This window comes from Kitasatospora sp. MBT63 (assembly GCF_000710465.2).
Taxonomy (GTDB): domain Bacteria; phylum Actinomycetota; class Actinomycetes; order Streptomycetales; family Streptomycetaceae; genus Kitasatospora.
Genome location: NZ_JAIZ01000139.1, coordinates 1 through 16,299, shown reverse-complemented (window position 1 = coordinate 16,299; position 16,299 = coordinate 1). Strand labels below are relative to the sequence as shown.

23 protein-coding genes are annotated in these 16,299 nt (G+C 72.0%); all 23 read left to right on the top strand.

Annotated elements, in window-relative coordinates; translation table 11 throughout:
* The first annotated feature begins 154 nt into the window (after nt 1-154).
* The 23 genes from AA75_RS09360 to AA75_RS09245 all read left to right on the top strand — a co-directional run bounded on the left by AA75_RS09360 (nt 155) and on the right by AA75_RS09245 (nt 16,255).
* Nucleotides 155-1,087, top strand: a complete 933-nt coding sequence (locus AA75_RS09360; RefSeq protein ID WP_033819382.1) for a hypothetical protein — start codon at nt 155-157, stop codon at nt 1,085-1,087.
* Nucleotides 1,080-2,006 (top strand): N-6 DNA methylase, encoded by a 927-nt coding sequence (locus AA75_RS09355; RefSeq protein WP_051812047.1) that lies wholly within the window; start codon nt 1,080-1,082, stop codon nt 2,004-2,006. Before AA75_RS09360 ends, AA75_RS09355 begins: the two co-directional genes overlap by 8 nt.
* 426 nt (nt 2,007-2,432) lie before the next feature.
* Nucleotides 2,433-2,951: a hypothetical protein gene (locus tag AA75_RS09345; RefSeq protein WP_033819380.1), complete on the top strand. Its 519-nt coding sequence runs from the start codon at nt 2,433-2,435 to the stop codon at nt 2,949-2,951.
* Nucleotides 2,948-3,286, top strand: coding sequence for a hypothetical protein (locus AA75_RS09340; RefSeq protein WP_033819379.1), 339 nt, complete (start codon nt 2,948-2,950; stop codon nt 3,284-3,286). Before AA75_RS09345 ends, AA75_RS09340 begins: the two co-directional genes overlap by 4 nt.
* Before the next feature lie 19 nt (nt 3,287-3,305).
* Nucleotides 3,306-4,112 carry a hypothetical protein gene (locus tag AA75_RS09335; protein WP_051812046.1) on the top strand — a complete coding sequence of 269 codons (807 nt, stop codon included), beginning with the start codon at nt 3,306-3,308 and terminating at the stop codon, nt 4,110-4,112.
* A 42-nt stretch (nt 4,113-4,154) separates the two neighbouring features.
* Nucleotides 4,155-4,520 (top strand): hypothetical protein, encoded by a 366-nt coding sequence (locus AA75_RS09330; RefSeq protein WP_033819378.1) that lies wholly within the window; start codon nt 4,155-4,157, stop codon nt 4,518-4,520.
* A gap of 136 nt (nt 4,521-4,656) precedes the next feature.
* Nucleotides 4,657-5,145 (top strand): hypothetical protein, encoded by a 489-nt coding sequence (locus AA75_RS09325; RefSeq protein WP_033819377.1) that lies wholly within the window; start codon nt 4,657-4,659, stop codon nt 5,143-5,145.
* A gap of 129 nt (nt 5,146-5,274) precedes the next feature.
* Entirely contained in the window at nt 5,275-5,964 is a 690-nt protein-coding gene (locus AA75_RS09320) for a hypothetical protein (protein ID WP_233288970.1), read from the top strand.
* Nucleotides 5,965-6,129: 165 nt separating this feature from the next.
* Nucleotides 6,130-6,465 carry a hypothetical protein gene (locus AA75_RS09315; RefSeq protein WP_158515472.1) on the top strand — a complete coding sequence of 112 codons (336 nt, stop codon included), beginning with the start codon at nt 6,130-6,132 and terminating at the stop codon, nt 6,463-6,465.
* Complete coding sequence (locus tag AA75_RS09310; RefSeq protein WP_033819375.1) at nt 6,462-7,469, top strand: hypothetical protein; 1,008 nt, start codon at nt 6,462-6,464, stop codon at nt 7,467-7,469. Before AA75_RS09315 ends, AA75_RS09310 begins: the two co-directional genes overlap by 4 nt.
* A gap of 301 nt (nt 7,470-7,770) precedes the next feature.
* Nucleotides 7,771-8,904 (top strand): hypothetical protein, encoded by a 1,134-nt coding sequence (locus AA75_RS09305; protein WP_199520295.1) that lies wholly within the window; start codon nt 7,771-7,773, stop codon nt 8,902-8,904.
* 77 nt (nt 8,905-8,981) lie between these two features.
* Nucleotides 8,982-9,689, top strand: a complete 708-nt coding sequence (locus tag AA75_RS09300) for a hypothetical protein (protein ID WP_033819373.1) — start codon at nt 8,982-8,984, stop codon at nt 9,687-9,689.
* Nucleotides 9,690-9,775: 86 nt separating this feature from the next.
* Nucleotides 9,776-10,480 (top strand): hypothetical protein, encoded by a 705-nt coding sequence (locus AA75_RS09295; RefSeq protein ID WP_033819372.1) that lies wholly within the window; start codon nt 9,776-9,778, stop codon nt 10,478-10,480.
* Nucleotides 10,477-10,926: a DUF6248 family natural product biosynthesis protein gene (locus tag AA75_RS09290; RefSeq protein WP_033819371.1), complete on the top strand. Its 450-nt coding sequence runs from the start codon at nt 10,477-10,479 to the stop codon at nt 10,924-10,926. Before AA75_RS09295 ends, AA75_RS09290 begins: the two co-directional genes overlap by 4 nt.
* 106 nt (nt 10,927-11,032) lie before the next feature.
* Nucleotides 11,033-11,392: a hypothetical protein gene (locus AA75_RS09285; protein WP_033819370.1), complete on the top strand. Its 360-nt coding sequence runs from the start codon at nt 11,033-11,035 to the stop codon at nt 11,390-11,392.
* A 191-nt stretch (nt 11,393-11,583) separates the two neighbouring features.
* Nucleotides 11,584-11,859: a hypothetical protein gene (locus AA75_RS09280; protein WP_033819369.1), complete on the top strand. Its 276-nt coding sequence runs from the start codon at nt 11,584-11,586 to the stop codon at nt 11,857-11,859.
* Entirely contained in the window at nt 11,856-12,179 is a 324-nt protein-coding gene (locus AA75_RS09275; RefSeq protein WP_033819368.1) for a hypothetical protein, read from the top strand. The genes AA75_RS09280 and AA75_RS09275 overlap by 4 nt, the downstream gene beginning before the upstream one ends.
* A 215-nt stretch (nt 12,180-12,394) precedes the next feature.
* On the top strand, nt 12,395-12,862 hold the full coding sequence (locus AA75_RS09270) for a hypothetical protein (RefSeq protein WP_033819367.1): 468 nt from the start codon (nt 12,395-12,397) through the stop codon (nt 12,860-12,862).
* A gap of 50 nt (nt 12,863-12,912) precedes the next feature.
* Nucleotides 12,913-13,368, top strand: coding sequence for a hypothetical protein (locus AA75_RS09265; RefSeq protein ID WP_033819366.1), 456 nt, complete (start codon nt 12,913-12,915; stop codon nt 13,366-13,368).
* A 65-nt stretch (nt 13,369-13,433) separates the two neighbouring features.
* Nucleotides 13,434-13,694, top strand: coding sequence for a hypothetical protein (locus tag AA75_RS09260; RefSeq protein ID WP_033819365.1), 261 nt, complete (start codon nt 13,434-13,436; stop codon nt 13,692-13,694).
* 161 nt (nt 13,695-13,855) lie between these two features.
* Nucleotides 13,856-14,305: a hypothetical protein gene (locus AA75_RS09255; RefSeq protein WP_033819364.1), complete on the top strand. Its 450-nt coding sequence runs from the start codon at nt 13,856-13,858 to the stop codon at nt 14,303-14,305.
* A 157-nt stretch (nt 14,306-14,462) separates the two neighbouring features.
* Complete coding sequence (locus tag AA75_RS09250; RefSeq protein ID WP_033819363.1) at nt 14,463-14,990, top strand: hypothetical protein; 528 nt, start codon at nt 14,463-14,465, stop codon at nt 14,988-14,990.
* 779 nt (nt 14,991-15,769) lie between these two features.
* A complete protein-coding gene (locus tag AA75_RS09245; RefSeq protein ID WP_149038034.1) occupies nt 15,770-16,255 on the top strand; it encodes a hypothetical protein in 486 nt (161 codons plus the stop codon).
* The last annotated feature ends 44 nt before the right edge of the window (nt 16,256-16,299 follow it).

The following is a 16,299-nucleotide window of genomic DNA, read 5'->3' as shown; positions in this document are numbered from 1 at the left end:
CTCCACGCGCTCCACCAGCGCGCACGCCTACCCCCGGCCGCACCGATGGCCACCGAGCACTCGCCGCGCCACAGCCGACTAATCGCCAGGCCGCAGGCAGGCGCTCCGCCGTACCCGAGCGCCGGTGTCGGCCGGCCAGACTCCTGGAGCAGACATGCCCCCACCCGACCAGTACAAGGACATCCCCGACACCGAGATCCTCGAAGGCGAACTCGTCAGTGACGAGCCCGGAACACAGGTCGCTGTCGCGCGCGTTCCGGCGGCCCGGACGCGACCACCGCAGGTCCGCCAGGTCGGCCTCATCCGGAGCAACGCGGCGGGCAGCTTCGCCCGCTTCGAGTTCTCCGACGCCTCCAAGCGCGGCCCCGACAGGCGCGAGCTGGCCATCAGCCTCGCGCGCTACTTCAAGCTGACACCGGTCCGCCATCCGGTCTCGAAGACCTGGACCGAGGACACCGGCCATGAGGTGGTCAACGGGGCACTCCGGGCCACCAGCCGCACCCGGGAGCGGATCGAGATGAGGGCGGGCCGCGGTCGCACCGACCTTGGGCTGGAGGGAGAAGCCGAGGCGCTTGCCGCGTTCGCCGAGGTCCTCCCCGGCGCGCTGGCCGCTCTCGACCGCCTCTCCGCCGCGGGTGCAGCCCTCTACCGCCGCCAGCTCAGGACCCTCGACCAGGCCGAGTACCTGATGACCCCCCAGGAGCAGCCTGGGGCGGTTCAGCGCTGGCGCAGGGAGTTCAGCCAGGCCCTGGCCGGAGCCACCGGCCGGTGCGCCGTGCCGGTGGAACTCGTCCGCCCCGGCACCTTCCTCCACGGCCAGGCCGAGACCGCCGCCGCCACCGCTCTGGCCGAGCTGGGCCCGCGCTGGCTGGAAGGACCGAGCGCAGCCGTCGCAGCCATCCGCGGCGACTGGCTGGAGCGTGCCCGCCACATCGACACCCTGCAGCCGGCGCCCGCCCACCGGACCACGCTCCCGCACGGCGCGGAACGAGCCGCGATCGGAGCCGGCCCGGCTCAGAACACGGGCGATCCGGCTCCGGCCGCCGGGCACCGGCCGACAGACCTCGAACGGAGTCCTCATGCCTGACCTCGCCCTGTCCGCTGCGGAGGTCGCCCGCCTCCCTCTATTCCAGTCCGCCCAGGCCCGGCGCCTGCTCATCCCCGAGGACGGCGCGGAACACGCACGGAAGATCGCCGACAGCGTCCGCGACGCCTGGCTGGCCACGACCGGCGGCGCCGGAATCGAGGTGGCCATCGGAGCAGTGGCAATCACCGCGGTCCTGCCCGTCCTCGACCCCGCAGCCGGAGCCCTCGCGGGACAGGTCGCCGCCCTGTCCCCTGAGGCCATGACCGAACTGCTCGACCGCGCCTGGCAGCAGCTGTGGTGGGCGCGGCCGGCGATCGTCGAGCGGGCCCGCCCTCTGCGGGCCTGGATCGACGCCCCCCAGCCGTGGCAGCAGCACGGTGCCCTGGTGGTCGTCCAGACCTGCATCCGGACCGGCCTCCTGGAGCTCGCCGGCGACCACGAGCGGGCACTGAGCGGCGACATCCTCGGACGCCTGCTCCAGCAGTTGCGCGGTCACACCGACAAGCAGAGCCGCGGGGAGTTCCACACGCCCGCAGCCGTCACCACGCTCATGGCCGAGATCCTGGACGTCGGCGGCGCCCCCGCGGACCAGGTGATCGGGGAGCCGGCCGCAGGGAGCGGTGCCATGTGGCGGGCCGCCGCCCGTCACATGCTCGCCGAAGGCCAGGACCCGGCCGGCAAGTCCTGGGTGGGCGTGGAACTGGATCCGCTCGCAGCTGCGGTCCTCGCGGCCAACAGCGTCATCTGGAGGTTGGGCGGCGACGTTCTGATCGCCGCCGCCGACGCACTCGCCACGCCCGACAGCGGCCTGGAGCGCGCCGCCGCCGAACGCAGCGAAGCCGTCGGTCGGCGCGACGCTCTGCTGCACCAGGTGCGAGCCGCCCGACCGGCACAGCAGAGCTTGCCCAATGACGAATAGTGCTGTAACTTATTAGTCATGAGGAGCGTCCTCCTCGCCTCTCCTTCCGCTTGCAGATCGGACTCGTCATGCGCAAGTCGCCCGTACTCCTGACTGTTGCCGTGGCGGCCGGAGCGATAGCCCTGACCAGCTGCTCCACGCAGCCCTCCGGCCCTCCGACGTGCCCCACCATCTCGGTGCCCGGCGGTGTCATGGTCCCCGACTACGCCCCCCGTCCGTGCCTGGTGCACGCGGTGGCCACCCCATCCGCCACGGCCAGCCGCACGACCAAGGCCACGCCGCCCACCTCCCCGGCGAGCCTGGCGAGCAAGCCCCCGGCGAGCCCGGCCCTCAAGCCCCCGGCGGCGCCCAGCCCCGCTGGCGGCCTGACGAAGACGAAGCCCACCGGCAAGTCCGGACGCTGACCCTCACCGAGATCGGAGACCCATGTCCGGCGACATGCCCCTGAGCTTCGTCTTCGCCTCCTGCCCGCCTGCCCAGGTCGAGCCGCTTCTGACCTCCCTCGACGACCAGCACTACGGCCTCCCCTGCCCCGAGCACTTCCGCTCCCCCGCGGTCCGGTGCCTGCCGCTCGGCATCGACGGCACCGACGCCGAGCTGGACCCCTCGGAGATCCACGACCTCTACGAGGCGCTGCGCCGCGCCGCGCCGCAGGCCGGCTTCGCGGTCATCGGCGGCGCGAGCGAGAGCGGCCCCGGCGTACTGCGGATGAACCACCCCCGCCTCGGCGACTTCCGCACCGACGTGCCGTCCGAGGACGACAAGGTGTCGCCGTTGTTCTCCGCCTCCCAGGTGCTCGCCATCCTCGCCCGCGACGCACACCGCCCCGACGCCGCCCTCCGGCTCCACCTCGCACTCGGACGGCCCTGGAGCCACCAGTTCGCCAACATCGGCCGCGGCTGCCTCAGGGCTCCCTCCCTCCGCCGCACCAGCCCGCAGCCGTGACAAGCCCTACGACGGTCGAGCTCCACGCGTACCGCGCCGAGCCCACACCGCCCCACCGGACCAGAGCGCGCGCCAGGCGCCTGCTCACCCACGGCGGGAACCTGCTGGCCGGACCGATCGCGGCCGTGCCGCAGTCCGACGCCCGGGCCCCTGTACGGCACATCGCGGTCACGGGCTACGGCCTGGCCCACGGCGCCGTCATGGCGGCCTGCGACGGCGGCCGTCCGCTGGCTGCGGACTCCTCCCTGGTCCGCGCCGCGACGGTGGCCGCCCCCGCCCGCTGCACTCGCTTGGCCTGCGCGGCCCTCTGGCCCGCAGCAGTCCCACACACCTGAACCGAATCGGAGAGACGACATGCCCCTCGACCGCCCGCCGCGGACACTGGGCCGCGGCAGCGCGCGGATGGACTTCGACCGCGACGTCCACCCCGCCACCGGGCTCCCGCTCCTCACGACCGTGCCCGCCACGTGCGGTGGCTGCGCCCACCTCTACGCCCGGCCGTCCGCACACGGCGACAACCTCAAGTGCGAGCGCAAGAGGTCCAAGACCCGTAAGGGTCCCAACCTCCAGCCGTTGTTTCCCGCGTGCACCGCGTTCGAGCCGGTGACTCCGGACGAGGACGAGGCCCAGACGCTGCTTCAGTCCGGCGTCGAGCCCTGGAAGCTCCCGGTGGACGCCACCGGCCGCACGGTGCGGGTAGGACACCTCGCGGTCCAGGACTTCTTCGAGCGGACGGGCTCTGGTCGGGTGACGAAGGTCTTCAAGCGGGGCGGCTGGTTCGCCGAGGTGGTGAGCGAGAACGACGGGCACGTGCTCACCGAGCACTGCAACCGCTTGCGGCTGGTCACCCGGGCACAGATCGACGCTCTGGTCCGCGTGGAGGTCGAGGCTCACGGGCACCGCGGCCGGGTGATCGAGGCCATCGCAGGTGGCAGGGCGGGACAGTTCCGCACCGTCTGCAAGTGCAACGGCGGATTCGAGCTGAGCGAGCCGGGGCGCAGCCGGGCCATCGCCTGGAGACTCAGCGAAGCAGCGGCACGGGACCTGTTCACCGATCACGCCGCCGCCGCGCCGCTTCAGCGCTCCCCCGCGCTTCAGGTGGTCCTGCCCCTGCCTCGCTCATCCGACCCGGCGACCGCCGTCGACCCGGCCGCCGCCTGAGCGGGCCGAGCTCCCCCCGCCGCTGGAAGGACAGCCCCTGCCATGACCGCGATGACCAGCGACCAGATCAGCGCGCTCCTCGACGAGCTCGCCGATCAGAAGAACGAGCTCAACAACCGGATCGCCCTCGTCTCATTGCGGCTGATCGGAGAGCTGATCCGGGCCGCTCATCCCACCGTGTCCAGCGTCGTCCTGTGGAACGCCGAGGAGGACGGTTTGTCCTTCTGGTCGGCCCACAACAGCGAAGGCCGCGAGGTGGAGCTGGCCGGCGAAGCGAACGAGGAGGTCAGCGTGGCCGCCAAGCGGCTCGACGAGACCAATGACGGGGTCTGGCCTGCCTTCGGCACGGGCGACCGGGCCGACCGCTGGTCCTTCCAGGTAAACGACCTCATCGCCATCGTGCTCTGACCCGCGGGGCCGGACCAGGCGCAGGCATGGTCCGGCCCGGCAGGCACCAATCCGGCGGCCCCCGAACCGCCCCCTGAGGCCACCCGGCATTCCCCACCCGCCAGAACACCCCCGCAACCCGCCTGGAGGACCGAACATGACCCGGCAGCCCACGCCCGCAGCCCGCCCCAGTGCGGTGCCCGCCGTCGACCAGATCAGGACCACCGAGGCCGACGAGAGGTCGCCGGCCGCCAGCTACAGCCGGGTGCTCGCCCTCCAGAAGCTGCTGCTCGGCGAGGCCGAAACCGCCGCAAAGGAGTTCACCGCGCTCCTGCGTGTCCTGTTCCCTCAGGCCGGGTACGTGGTGCTGCAGGTCCGCGGCAACGGCACTTTCATGTTGGACCGCGCGGTCACCGTCGACGGGACGACCGTCCACGAGTTCAACGACGCGCTACCCGCACTGCCCGAGGACCTGGCCCGCGCCTGGGGAAAGCGCCCGTGCCACCCGCTGAACCTCGACCACATCGTGGGCGATCTCCAGGCCGCGGGAGTCACCTTCGGCTCGCTGCCCGAGACGGCCCGCGATCTCGACGTCGACGACCGGTACGAGTACCTCCCCTCCATCGACCTGACGGCCGCGGCATGACGAGGCCCCCTGCGTCTTGCCGACGTCCCCGGGTGTCCGACCTCCGACGCGCCGCCAGCGCCCGCGTCGGAGGCACGGACCGGGCTGCGGCCGGGGCACCTGGTCCTCGTTCCCTTCTATCGTGACGGCATGACCGCACAGGACCGTCCCTCACTCAACGCGGCGCAGCGCCGGGCGCTGCTGGCGGCCGATCACGGGAGCGGTGAGGTGAAGGGATTGCGTTCGGTGCTGGATGCGCTGATCGGCTCCTGCCTAGCGGTCGCTCACGGCCGTCGTGGCGCGGTCTACCTGACACCGGCGGGTCGTGCGGTGCGAGCGGACCTCGCCGCAGCGGCTACCCATGCGGCCCGCGGGGACGGCTCGACGGAGCCCGGGGCGTTCCAGCCGGCGTCCGGCGACGGTCAGGCCGGACTTCCGACCGAGCCCGGGGAGCGCCGGCGCGAGGTGGTGCAGGCGTGGGCCGGGCTGTTGGAGGTCCGGCGCTTGAACGGGGAGGGCGGTACCCCCGCACCCTGGGAGCTGGCGCGCCCGGAGTGGGCGGTCGCGCTCGCTCTCGAAGCTGCGGGCATACCCGCCTCGGGCTTCGATGGCCGCAGGCGGGTGCGGTCGGGCTACTGCGTGTCCGCCGGCCAGGAGTCCGCCGAGGTCAGGGTCGGCTGGCGCGGCCCGGATGCCTTCGCGGCGAGGTGCGAGGCGGCGGCTCGGCTGGAGGAGTGCCGGACGGTCCTCGTCGCGGCCGGTTGGGACGCCCAGCTCTACCAGCGCTCGGGCGGGGAGCACTTTCTCGCCGTCATGGTGCCGCGAGTGCCCCGCACCTGACTGAGGGCCACCCATCAAATTGGGGTTCCCAAAAGACATTCCATGCTGTAACTTATTTGTTGGTGGTGAGTGTCGCCGCCACCCCGAGCGCCGTACGCACGCGCCACTCCATCCGGACTCCAGCGCCCTCGGCAGCACCCTGGCGCGCACACTCCGAAAACTCCCATGCCCCTGGAAGGGTCATTCATGCTTCACCCCTGCCCCGGCTGCGGCAGTACCACCGCATCGCTCGCCACGACGACGTGGATCGACATCTTCGGCGCCGAGCCGCCGAACCCGGGACACATGGAGCTCCATGACATCCAGACCGACGAGGTCTCGCTGAACTGCGCCGACTGCGGCCACCCGCTGCCCTTGGCCACACAGGCCGACGCCGACATGCTCACGGCCTTGTTCAGGCAGCTGTTCGAGACCCACGGCCTCAACCCCGTGCGCGTCGGACGGCTGGTCATCGACGAGCCCGCCCACCGTCCCGGCGAGACTACGCAGGAGAGCGAATGAACCTTCAGGACAGCGCGGCGGGCGCCGAGCAGATGCGCTCCCACCTCGCCGACTTCTTCGGCAAGCCGGTCAGAGGCCTGCCGATCTCCATGGACTACGTCCAGGCGATGCAGTTCGGCCGCACCGGCCACGACATCAGCGACAACCGGGACGCCGTGCAGGCCCACTTGAGCTGGGCCGGCATGATGTCCAGGAACCTCGACGGGGCGCAGGTGTGGGTGGCCTCCCCAGCCCTCACCGACGCGATGGCAGAGCACGACCTGGTCACCAGCTCCGACGGCTACCTCCTGGAGGGAGCCAGCGAGGCCCCGGCGCCAGTGGGCCTGCTCCACCTCCCCGTTCCTATCACCGGCCTTTCCGATCTGCCCATCCACGGCATCGCCTGGGACCTGGCCGGCACCGGCGAGGAACTCCAGCTGTCCATCACGGCCCTGACCGGAACCGCGGGCCTGGCCGCTGCCCTGCCGCCGCTCCTGCGCCCGAACCACCAGCCCAAGTCCCCGTACGTCCCGAACGCGATGGTCATCGCCGTACCGCAGGTCAGTACGAAGATCCAGAGCTTCGGGCACCATCCGAGCTGGGGCGCTGCGCCCACATCGGTGATCGTCGGCCTCCTCCTCGCCTTCTGGGATCTGCGGGCCGTGTTCGAGCATGACGAGCGGACGGTGGCCCAGCGGACGGGGCAGGGCCGCAAGCGCCGGGTCAAGTTCCGGGCCGTCCGCGTGATCCGCGAGGCGGCGACCCGCCACACCGGCACGCCCGTCCCCACCGGCGACGGTCACCACTGGGGGGAGGAGACCTTGCGGTGGCCGGTCGAGGAACGGTGGAGCTGGCGCTGCCCGAACCCCCGCGACCACCGGGCCATCATCGAAGCCGGTGGGACGTGCCCCAAGGTCAGGGCGCTGGTGAAGGAGCACGTCAACGGCCCCCGGGGCCGGGCGCTCGACGAGCGCCGCGCCGTTCGCATTGCCACCGTCAGCAGCAAGGGCGCCACGTCCGCGTGAGCCCGGTGGCCCCGGGGGCGCGCAGCTGCCGAACCGCAGGCAGCCCGGCTAGCGAAGGGCGGACGGCCCAGCCGGCCCGCCCGAGCGAGCCTCCGAGAATGTCCACCTGCCACAACACGGATTGCCATAAGTAATCCAGTGCTGTAACTTATTAAATGAAGGTTCGAGGCGCTGCCTCACCGCACTCCCAGCACTTCACCCCATGCGAGGACGCATGCCCCCGATCGACAGCCCTGCCATGCCCTCCGTTGGCGCCCTCTGGTCGCCGGATCCGCTCCGGCTTCCCATGTGGCGCACGCGGTTGCGGAACTACTTCCTCCAGAAGGAGGTCCACGGTCTCATCTCGTACAAGACCGCGGGCTGGAAGGAGCGTCACATCCCCATCGTTCCGGGGCGCACCGGTGCGCTGGTCTCCGCCCGCCTTCTCTGCGAGGAGGAGGCAGGGCGCCTCGACGATGCGCGGCTGTACTTCGCCGACGAGGACATGACCGTCCTGGCTGCGGCGGTCGGAGCCAAGCGGCCCCAGGAGCTCGTCAGCGTCGACCGGCTGCCCTCGCCAGCGGGCTTCATGGTGTTCGCCACGCCGCTCGGCACACACCGGGTCACGGCTCAGGAGATGCAGGGCATCGTCCCGCTGCCGGATGAGTCGCCCGTGCTCCACGTCCCGACCGTCGCGGTGTCCTGGAGCATCTGGTCACCCACCAACCGGGACAGCGATCCCATTGTCAACTGGGTGTACCGGTCGGGCCGGGAGCGGTACGAGAACCTCCCCGAGAAGCGCGGCATCTGGCTCACCTTCTACAGCACACGGAGTCTCGGCTTCGAGTACCTCGCGCCCGAGACCCGGCTGGGCACGGAGATCCACACCGGCCAGATCACCACCGCTGGCGAGCAGGTCCGGCTGTCCAAGAAGCACGCGCCACTCAACCGGATCGACACCGTCTACCTCCCCTTCGACGAGCCGTTCCCCGAGGCCCCGCCCGACTCGCCCTACCTCTGGACCCAGGCGGTGTACACGGCCTGGCAGCTCGTCCAGCAGGAGGGCCGCAACGGGTGGACCGAGACCGAGACCGTCTCGGTGCCCTTGAAGCGCCCCAGTGGCAAGCGCCGCGCACCGCAGCACGAGAAGGTGTGCCTGATCCGCCTTCGGCCCAACCGTCGCCCCTCTCCCGAGGCCACCGCCCGCGACCGCGCCGAGGCCGACGCCGAGAACCCCACCCGCTACACCCACCGCTACCCCGTGCCGCCCTACCGGCGCCCCAACGCATGCTGGAACACCGCCATCCACGGCCCCGACCCCGAGACCCGGCGCTGCAGGCATGCCGAGCAGATCGTCGCGGGCTCGATCCGTGGCCCCAAGCACCTGCCTCTGCGCGTCCCCTCGGTCTTCACTCTCACGCCGCCGTCGGAGAGCACCGCCGCAGCACAGCTGTAGACACCCGCCGGTGCCCGCACCTCGGGCACCGGCTCCCTTCCAGGCCGCCAGCCGGCCACTGAGCAAAGGAGCAACCGATGGGCCACATCCTCGCCATCGTGGCGCTGCCGCCCACCGCGACCGCCGACCTCGACGCCGCCGCTGACACGGCCATGGCCATCATGGCGGACGCGGACGAGACCGGCCGCTGGTCGGCCTGGCGCACCGGCGGCCGGTTCCAGGACCACTTCGCGGTGGCACCCGGTACCTCGCCCCGCAGTGTCCTGCGCGGCCCGGACACGCGCCCGAACCGTGCGACCGGCGGCGCGATCGAGGACCTGGACCTGGCAGCGATGCGCAGGGCGGCTGTCGACCGTGCCCAGGCCGCCCACGTCCGCTGGCGCGAGATCGACGCCGCCGCACCCGGCGCTCTCCCGCTGTCCCACTTCGAGGCCATGCACCGCGCCGACCCCGCCGGATGCCCGCTCCATCTGGCGCACGCGGCCCACGCCGCCCAGCCCCAGCTCGCGGCCGCCCAGGCCGAGGGCCTGCTCCGCCCCTACACCGACCCGGTCACCGCTCTCGCGGACGAGCAGCAGGCGGTCACCCGCGCGGCGGACCGGGCGGTCACCGGCTTCGGCCTGTCAGCGTTCCTCGACCTCGACGGGCGCTGGAGCACCGACCCGGCCAACATCCCCTCCACCACCGAGGCGGCCGCCTCCGACCTGTTCCACCGCCGGACGAACGAGTACATCGCGGCCCTCGACCCCCGCTGCGCGCTGGTCGCCGTTGACCTCAGCACCTGATCCACCTCAGTGCCGTCTCCTGCCGAGGCCGCCGAGGCGGGAGGCGGCCGGCCAAGACCGATCCAACGAATAGGAGCACCCGACCGATGAACAAGGAACAGCTCGCCGCTCTGCGGGCCAGGCCGCAGGGGCGGGCGACCATCAGCGCCGCCGAGATCGCCGGCCCCGACCGCACCCTCGCCGTCGGCCAGACACCCTCGCGCTACGCCTGGCACCTCTACCTCGAGAACGGCTGGCTGAACGTCCTCACGTTCACCCTCAACGGGGGCGGCACGCTGGTCGACCACCGGGCCGGGACCGTGCTGGCCACCGCAGACCTCACCCCCGGCAAGCTGCTGTACCCCGAGAGCACCGACGAACGCTTCGCTCTGCTGGTCCGCGAGCGGGGGTACGACCTCGACTTCAAGCCCTTCGACCAGCGCAGGTACGACCGCCTGGCCGGTGACGCCTTCCACGACCTGGTCCTGGACCGTGGGACGAACCGCCTGGTGAGGCGGCACGGCCCGGCCGCCGACACGACGGCCGAGCCGGCCATCAACGAGTTCGCGTTCAAGGTGGTGGCCACCGCGGTGCTCCACCTGCGGGCCGCCGGCGACAAGGAGGCCCGGGCCGTACTCGACAGTCTCCTGCGCACCCCTCTCCTGCTCGACGCCCACGGCGGCTACCGGATCACCGACCTGGTCCCCGCTGACGGGTGGGCGGCGGACGAGGCGGACCTGGCCGCCCCGGCGCGGTCCGGGCCCACGAGCTCCGGCTTCCCGGGCCCCGGCACGGAAGGCGGGCCGCGGTGAACACCACGGCTCTGACGCCCCGCCGCCGGGGCCCGCACCTGCCCCTCGGCAGCGGCCGGCCGGTCCCCCGGCTGCGCATGGTCGGCGCCGCGTTCCTGGCCATCCGCGAGCCCATCCCCTCCGCCACGCCCTCGCCCATGAACGCCGAGGAGGGCGCCTGGGTGCGCGCCCATGCCTGGACACGGCACCTGCGGCGTACCGACGACTCCTATCCCCACGGCTACTTCCGCTGGTGCGAGTGCGAGCGCGGCGTCTGCTCGAACTGCGTCGGCGGCCGGCACTCCACCTGCGCCACCCGCAACGGCCCGGCCACCGGCCTGGGCGCCCTCACCGACGGCAGGGGCTACGTCCTCGCCCTCGTCGTCACGACCGGCAACCAGCGCGCCTGCTCGTGGATCTGCCCGTGTGAATGCCAGCCGCAGAAGCACACTGGCATTGCCCCATAGCCATAGATGCTGTAACTTATAACTAGTCGCGGATGCGGCGCCGCCCATCCGGCCCGCCGCCCCGGTCACGCTCCACCGACATCGAGCCCGCGAAGGGGATCCACTGATGAGCACTGAAGGACTTGGCCTCGGATACAGCAGCCCGGCCGAGGGGCTGGAGTTCATCGAGATGACGACCGAGGAACTGGCGGCCGCGCTCGGAGAGGGGGCGACGATCGAGGCGTCGCCGACCCACGATCTCCACTACGAGGTCTCGCTGGAGGGTGTGGTCCAGGTCGTCATCTCCGCCCTGGGGAACGAGAGCGCGGCCCAGGTGCGCGCCGCACTGACCGCCTCCCTCGACGGCGCGTCGGCCGAGATGAGGACCGCCATGACGGTGTCGTTCGACGAGGAGAGCACCGACCGGGGGCAGGCCGCCCTCCTCCTGCGTGCGCTCGACGCCCTCGTCATGGTCACCGGACGCTGACGGGCGGCGCGGGCCTGCCAGTAGCACCGGCAGGCCCGCCTTGGACCTCAGTCGTCGGGGCGGCATTCCGCCCGCCACAGGGCGGCCGACCTCGACCCATCTGGCATCGAATCCGCGGACCGCGCGGGACAAGGCGCCTCCCGGCCCACCAGCCCCGACATACCCCACCTCCACCCCAGAACGGAACCCCCGTGACCACCCCTGCTCCTGCCCCTGACCCGCAGGCGGCACTGCCGCTGCGCGACCTGGCCGGCCTGGCCATCGTCCGCCGAGCCGTGTGGCTGCTCGCCTGCCACAGCGGCGACGAGGAACGCATCGCCGCCGCCCGGGCCGACGCTCTGCCGCCCATTCGCGACCTGATCGACGCGCAGCTCGCGGCCGGACTCATCAGCCCCGACGACCACGCGAAGCGGATGACGGCACTCGAGTCCGACGACGCCACGCCGCAGGACGGAGGCGCCTGGTGACCCCCGCGCAGTCCGGCTCTCTGCGGACAGAACTCGACGCGGCGGACGCCGCCTTCAAGAGCCACATCGGCGCCCCTCCCGCCGCCGACGACAACGGCGAAGCCACCGAGGCATGGGCGCTGCGCGCGCTCAAGCTCTCCCGCGCGGCCGCCGATGCCCTCGCTACGTACGCGGAGAACTCCTACGAGCGAGGGGTGACCACCGTAGACGCCTTCGCCGCGACGCTCGTGGAAGCCGAGGTGTGGCACCAGCAGAACGAGAGGACCATCCGCTGGTGCCTGAGCGAACTCGGCCGCGCCGACGCCCAGATCAGCTGGTGAGCGCACACCGGCCGGGCAGGCCGGCGGATATGCAGGGCCGCGCCGATCCTCCGCGCCCCATCACCGTGCCCCAGCCGCCCCCTGGCGTCACCGGCGGCCTCCCCGCGCCGGACGGACCATAGGTGCATTGCTTAATCACCATAGATGCTGTAACTTATTACATGTGCCGGTGGAGATCCCCGGCCCCACCCAGTACACGAGCCGAGGGAGAATCCGTGATACCCGAGATGGTCGACCTGATCAACGCGGTCCGCGCCGACCTTGCGGAGCGCGCCCTCCCGTCCCCGGTTACCACCCTCGCCGTCACCCTCGACCACAGCTACCCCGAGGGGCCCGCCTACGACGAGGCCCTGACCGCAACGCTGCTCAACGGCAGTTCCGTGGAGATCGACTTCGGCTCCGCCATCGCCGACGAGCTGATCGAACTCGCCGACGCCAACCGGGAGACCGGGCTCCAGGAGTTCACCATCACGCTGATCAAGATCCCGAGCCAGCCCACACGCTCCTACACCGTCAGCTGGGTCATGGACATCGAGGCCAGCAGCTACCGGGAAGCCGCCGAAAAGGCATGGGCCGCCCAGAGGCGGCAGCGGACCACCGCCAGCATCTTCACCGTCGAGGCACCGGACGGCACTCGCGTCGAGGTCGACCTCACGGAGGACACCGAGACACCCGCCACCTGACCCTTCGCCCACGGCCGACACCTGCCACCAACCTCGCCCCGGAGAACCTCATGAACCGCCCCGTCCGCCAGATACCCGCCAGGCGCCCGCAGCCCAACCCGTGGCACCGCTGGGCAGGGCGCTACGGCGCCCCCGCCGCCGCAACCGCACTGGCACTCGCCTGGCTGGCCGACACCGGCTCCCCGGGCCAGGGGGCGCTCGTCGCCACCCTCGCCATCGCCGCCTTCATGGTCTTCACCTCCACCATGCCCGCCACGCCCCGCCGGGCCACCCGGGCGACCGAGCGCAAGATTCGCGCGGCCCGCATCACCGTGGTCGACGCCGACCCCGGCGATAGCACACCCAGCGACGCCTACGAGATGCAGGTCCACGGCGTGAGCGTCCTCGTGCGGCTGCGCACGGACCCCAACGGCCAGCCCGTGCCCTACGTCCACGTCGAGCACCGCGCGCGCCCCCGTGTCCTGCTCGTCGAGATCGACAACCAGGGCGAGCGCATCCACCCCTGAGCCCAGCTCCCGCCCCGGCCGGGGCGAGCGCACCGCCCCGGCCGCGCCTCCCGAGGAACCAAGCCTTGCTGACAGCGCTCATCGGCCGCTGGGACACCGACGGCACGCTCACCATCACCGGATCGGAGCAGCTCAACGAGGGAGACCAGGCAGCACTCGACTCCCTGGTCGAGCGGGCCGCCGACTACGACGGCGCCGACTGGGTCTGCACGTTTCCCACCAGCCGGCACACGGAAGCCATCCAGCTCGCGTACGAGCAGTTCATCCGCGGCGAGGACGCCGAACTCGTCGACGACACCTGGGGGCACACACCCACTGCCTGGTAACGGGCCGGCGGGCAGAGCCGACACCCCGCAGGTCGACCAGCGCACGTTCGCGACATCCGGGCAGCTGTCCCCACACCATGAATGCTGCAACTTATTAGATGAACCGGGCGGCGCCCGACTCCCACACCCCTCCGTACACCGCACCCCAGGGACGTACTCCGATGAGCCACTCTCCGGCCGCCCTTCCGACCGAAATCTTCGCCGTCCGCACCCCGTGGGGGTTGAAGACTTTCGTGAACCGGGGCGCGCTGACCACGTTCCTCACCTCGAACCCCGATGCCGAAGTCCTGCGCGCGGAAATCCAGTTCACCCCCGTCGACGCAGCGGAGTTCACGCGCCCGGTCCGGGTCCACCGCGTCAATCTGCGCTACAAGATCCGCCGCCCGAACGGCACTCTCGTGAAGGACATCACCGGCCCGGCTTTCGAGATCTGCACCGCGAAGCCGTTCCGGCTCCCCCAGCTGGTCATCGAGGCCGCAAAGCGCGCGTACCCCGAGATCCCGTCCAGTGCATGGTTCGTGGCCACCCGCCGGGTCGCCGCCGGCGCCGAGCTCTGGGGCTCCGAGGGCACCAGCCGCCAGGTCAAGGAGTTCACGCCCCCGGCCGTGTAGTTCCCGGTGCCGGGCAGGCCGCCATGAGCGGCCACAACCCCAGCTCCGTCCCCGTACCGCCCCCTCCCGCCCGTTCAACGGCGGCGCCGCCGACCTCCGAGGCGCAGCGCCAGCGGGTTGGACGGCGGCAGACCACCAATCACAGAAGGGTCAGCACATGACCACCTGCCCCGCCCACCCGACCCTGACCGGCCTGATCGCAGCCTGGGAGGCCTGTCGAGAGGAGACGGACCGGGCCGGCCTGGCCGCGCTCGCCACGGCCATGCCCGGCGCCGCTCCGGGCATCGCACCCGCTACGCTCCTGGCCCCGGCCCCCGGCGGTGGCCGGATCACCATCCGGCTGGAGCGGGGTTTCTCGGTCACCCTCACGGCCGAGCGCGTGCCCGTCGCCGCCGTCCAGGCGCTCGTGGACCACGGTGGCCGGCCCGGCTGGTTCGGCTGCCTCGTCACCACCAGCGGCGAGTACACCGAGCGGCTCGCCGACGCGGACCCGGACGAGTACGGCGAGCCCAGCCCCTACGACGGCCGGGAGGACACCGTCCGGGTGCGCCTGGACGGCACCGCCGACCTTCGTCTTCACCGCATCGGGCTGCGGGCCGCCGTGGGAGCCCTCCAGGCCAGCGCCCGGGTGTTCGCTGCAGGGACCGCCACCGTCCCCGTCCCCGCCGCCCCGGGGCGCTCCTGATGAACACCGGCGCTCTCTTCACCCCGGCCGCTATGGGCTTCACCCTCCGGCCGCGCGCTGCTCTCCGGCTGGAGCGCACCGCGACCGCGGCCAGGCCGCCGGCCTCGGTCTGCTGATCGGCATCGCCGAAACGCTGACGGCCCAACTGGCGCCGACCGTGCCCTGGTGGCCCTGGTGGTCGCTCGGGGCGGCGGTGGGGACTGGCCTCAGTCGACGTCACGCTCGCCGGCGGGCCCCACCCCGTGGCCCGTCACCGTGACGCCGGCGAGGCGGCGCTGCGGGCCGAGGGCCACCTCGGATCCACCGCAGTGGCCCGCGGGTGAGCTTCCGAGTCTCCGGGCCGTGCTTCCGGCCGGCGGGGGCGGTGCGGGTTCACTGGGTGCAGGAGGGGGAGGAGCGTCAGGCGAGCCATCCAGGTTGCACAACATCCATAGCTGCTGTAACTTATATGTCATGCAGTCGCTCCCCTCCTCCCGCAGCCTCGCCGGGCGCCAAGGCCCGGGGGTCGCCTTCCGCTGAGGGCGGCCCCCGGGCCCGAGGACCGAACGCCGGTCCGCCCGAGCGAGGAGCCCACTCTGACCGACACCCGCCTGACCTGGCTGCCCAATCTCGTCCACCTTGACGACCTCGGCCCCTACCCCGCCCAGACCAGCGAACTGACCTGGAAGGGCTTCGCCTGTCCGCGCTTCACCCTGGAGACGGCCCGCGCCATCGCCGCCGACACCCAGCGCGCAGCCTCCCAGTTGGACGACCCCAGCTCGTGGCAGAGCGTGCACGTCGTGGGGGACCGCGTCGAGATCCGCTCGGCCGCACAGACCCCTGCCAGCGCCTCGACGGTCGCCAAGGTGCTGGAGGCCGACAGCGACGGCCTGTTCCACATCGGCAGCAACTGCTGGGTGTGGAGCGAGCTCGACGACAGGAACTCGTCGCAGACGGCCGAGCAGCTGCGCCAGATGCGCCGCACCGCCTACCCCGTCACCGGGCCGGAGCGCTGGTGCGTCACCTTCGCCGACTACGGCTGGCGCATGGTCCTGCTGGGCGTCCTGCCCGAGATCGTGCACGACTGGGACGACGACCTCTTCTCCGACTTCTACACCGCGCAGTACACCGAGGCGATCAGCTCCTACACCCTCACCGCCGACAGCGCCGCCGAGGCGTACGTGGCCGCACGTCGGCACTTTGGGGCCGAGCGCGCCGGAATCGACCCCGCCGCCACGGTCATGCCGCTCGCCTTCCCCTTCCATGAGATCAACTCCATTGCCTGACCACAGCCGGGGCACCGGCGGTCCATGCCGCCGGTGCCCCCGCC

What these genes read in the sequence shown, in the direction of transcription:
- AA75_RS09360 (WP_033819382.1), top strand. Translation starts at nt 155, where the DNA reads ATGCCCCCACCCGACCAGTACAAGGACATCCCCGACACCGAGATCCTC.
- AA75_RS09355 (WP_051812047.1), top strand. Translation starts at nt 1,080, where the DNA reads ATGCCTGACCTCGCCCTGTCCGCTGCGGAGGTCGCCCGCCTCCCTCTA.
- AA75_RS09345 (WP_033819380.1), top strand. Translation starts at nt 2,433, where the DNA reads ATGTCCGGCGACATGCCCCTGAGCTTCGTCTTCGCCTCCTGCCCGCCT.
- AA75_RS09335 (WP_051812046.1), top strand. Translation starts at nt 3,306, where the DNA reads ATGCCCCTCGACCGCCCGCCGCGGACACTGGGCCGCGGCAGCGCGCGG.
- AA75_RS09330 (WP_033819378.1), top strand. Translation starts at nt 4,155, where the DNA reads ATGACCGCGATGACCAGCGACCAGATCAGCGCGCTCCTCGACGAGCTC.
- AA75_RS09325 (WP_033819377.1), top strand. Translation starts at nt 4,657, where the DNA reads ATGACCCGGCAGCCCACGCCCGCAGCCCGCCCCAGTGCGGTGCCCGCC.
- AA75_RS09320 (WP_233288970.1), top strand. Translation starts at nt 5,275, where the DNA reads ATGACCGCACAGGACCGTCCCTCACTCAACGCGGCGCAGCGCCGGGCG.
- AA75_RS09315 (WP_158515472.1), top strand. Translation starts at nt 6,130, where the DNA reads ATGCCCCTGGAAGGGTCATTCATGCTTCACCCCTGCCCCGGCTGCGGC.
- AA75_RS09310 (WP_033819375.1), top strand. Translation starts at nt 6,462, where the DNA reads ATGAACCTTCAGGACAGCGCGGCGGGCGCCGAGCAGATGCGCTCCCAC.
- AA75_RS09300 (WP_033819373.1), top strand. Translation starts at nt 8,982, where the DNA reads ATGGGCCACATCCTCGCCATCGTGGCGCTGCCGCCCACCGCGACCGCC.
- AA75_RS09295 (WP_033819372.1), top strand. Translation starts at nt 9,776, where the DNA reads ATGAACAAGGAACAGCTCGCCGCTCTGCGGGCCAGGCCGCAGGGGCGG.
- AA75_RS09285 (WP_033819370.1), top strand. Translation starts at nt 11,033, where the DNA reads ATGAGCACTGAAGGACTTGGCCTCGGATACAGCAGCCCGGCCGAGGGG.
- AA75_RS09265 (WP_033819366.1), top strand. Translation starts at nt 12,913, where the DNA reads ATGAACCGCCCCGTCCGCCAGATACCCGCCAGGCGCCCGCAGCCCAAC.
- AA75_RS09255 (WP_033819364.1), top strand. Translation starts at nt 13,856, where the DNA reads ATGAGCCACTCTCCGGCCGCCCTTCCGACCGAAATCTTCGCCGTCCGC.
- AA75_RS09250 (WP_033819363.1), top strand. Translation starts at nt 14,463, where the DNA reads ATGACCACCTGCCCCGCCCACCCGACCCTGACCGGCCTGATCGCAGCC.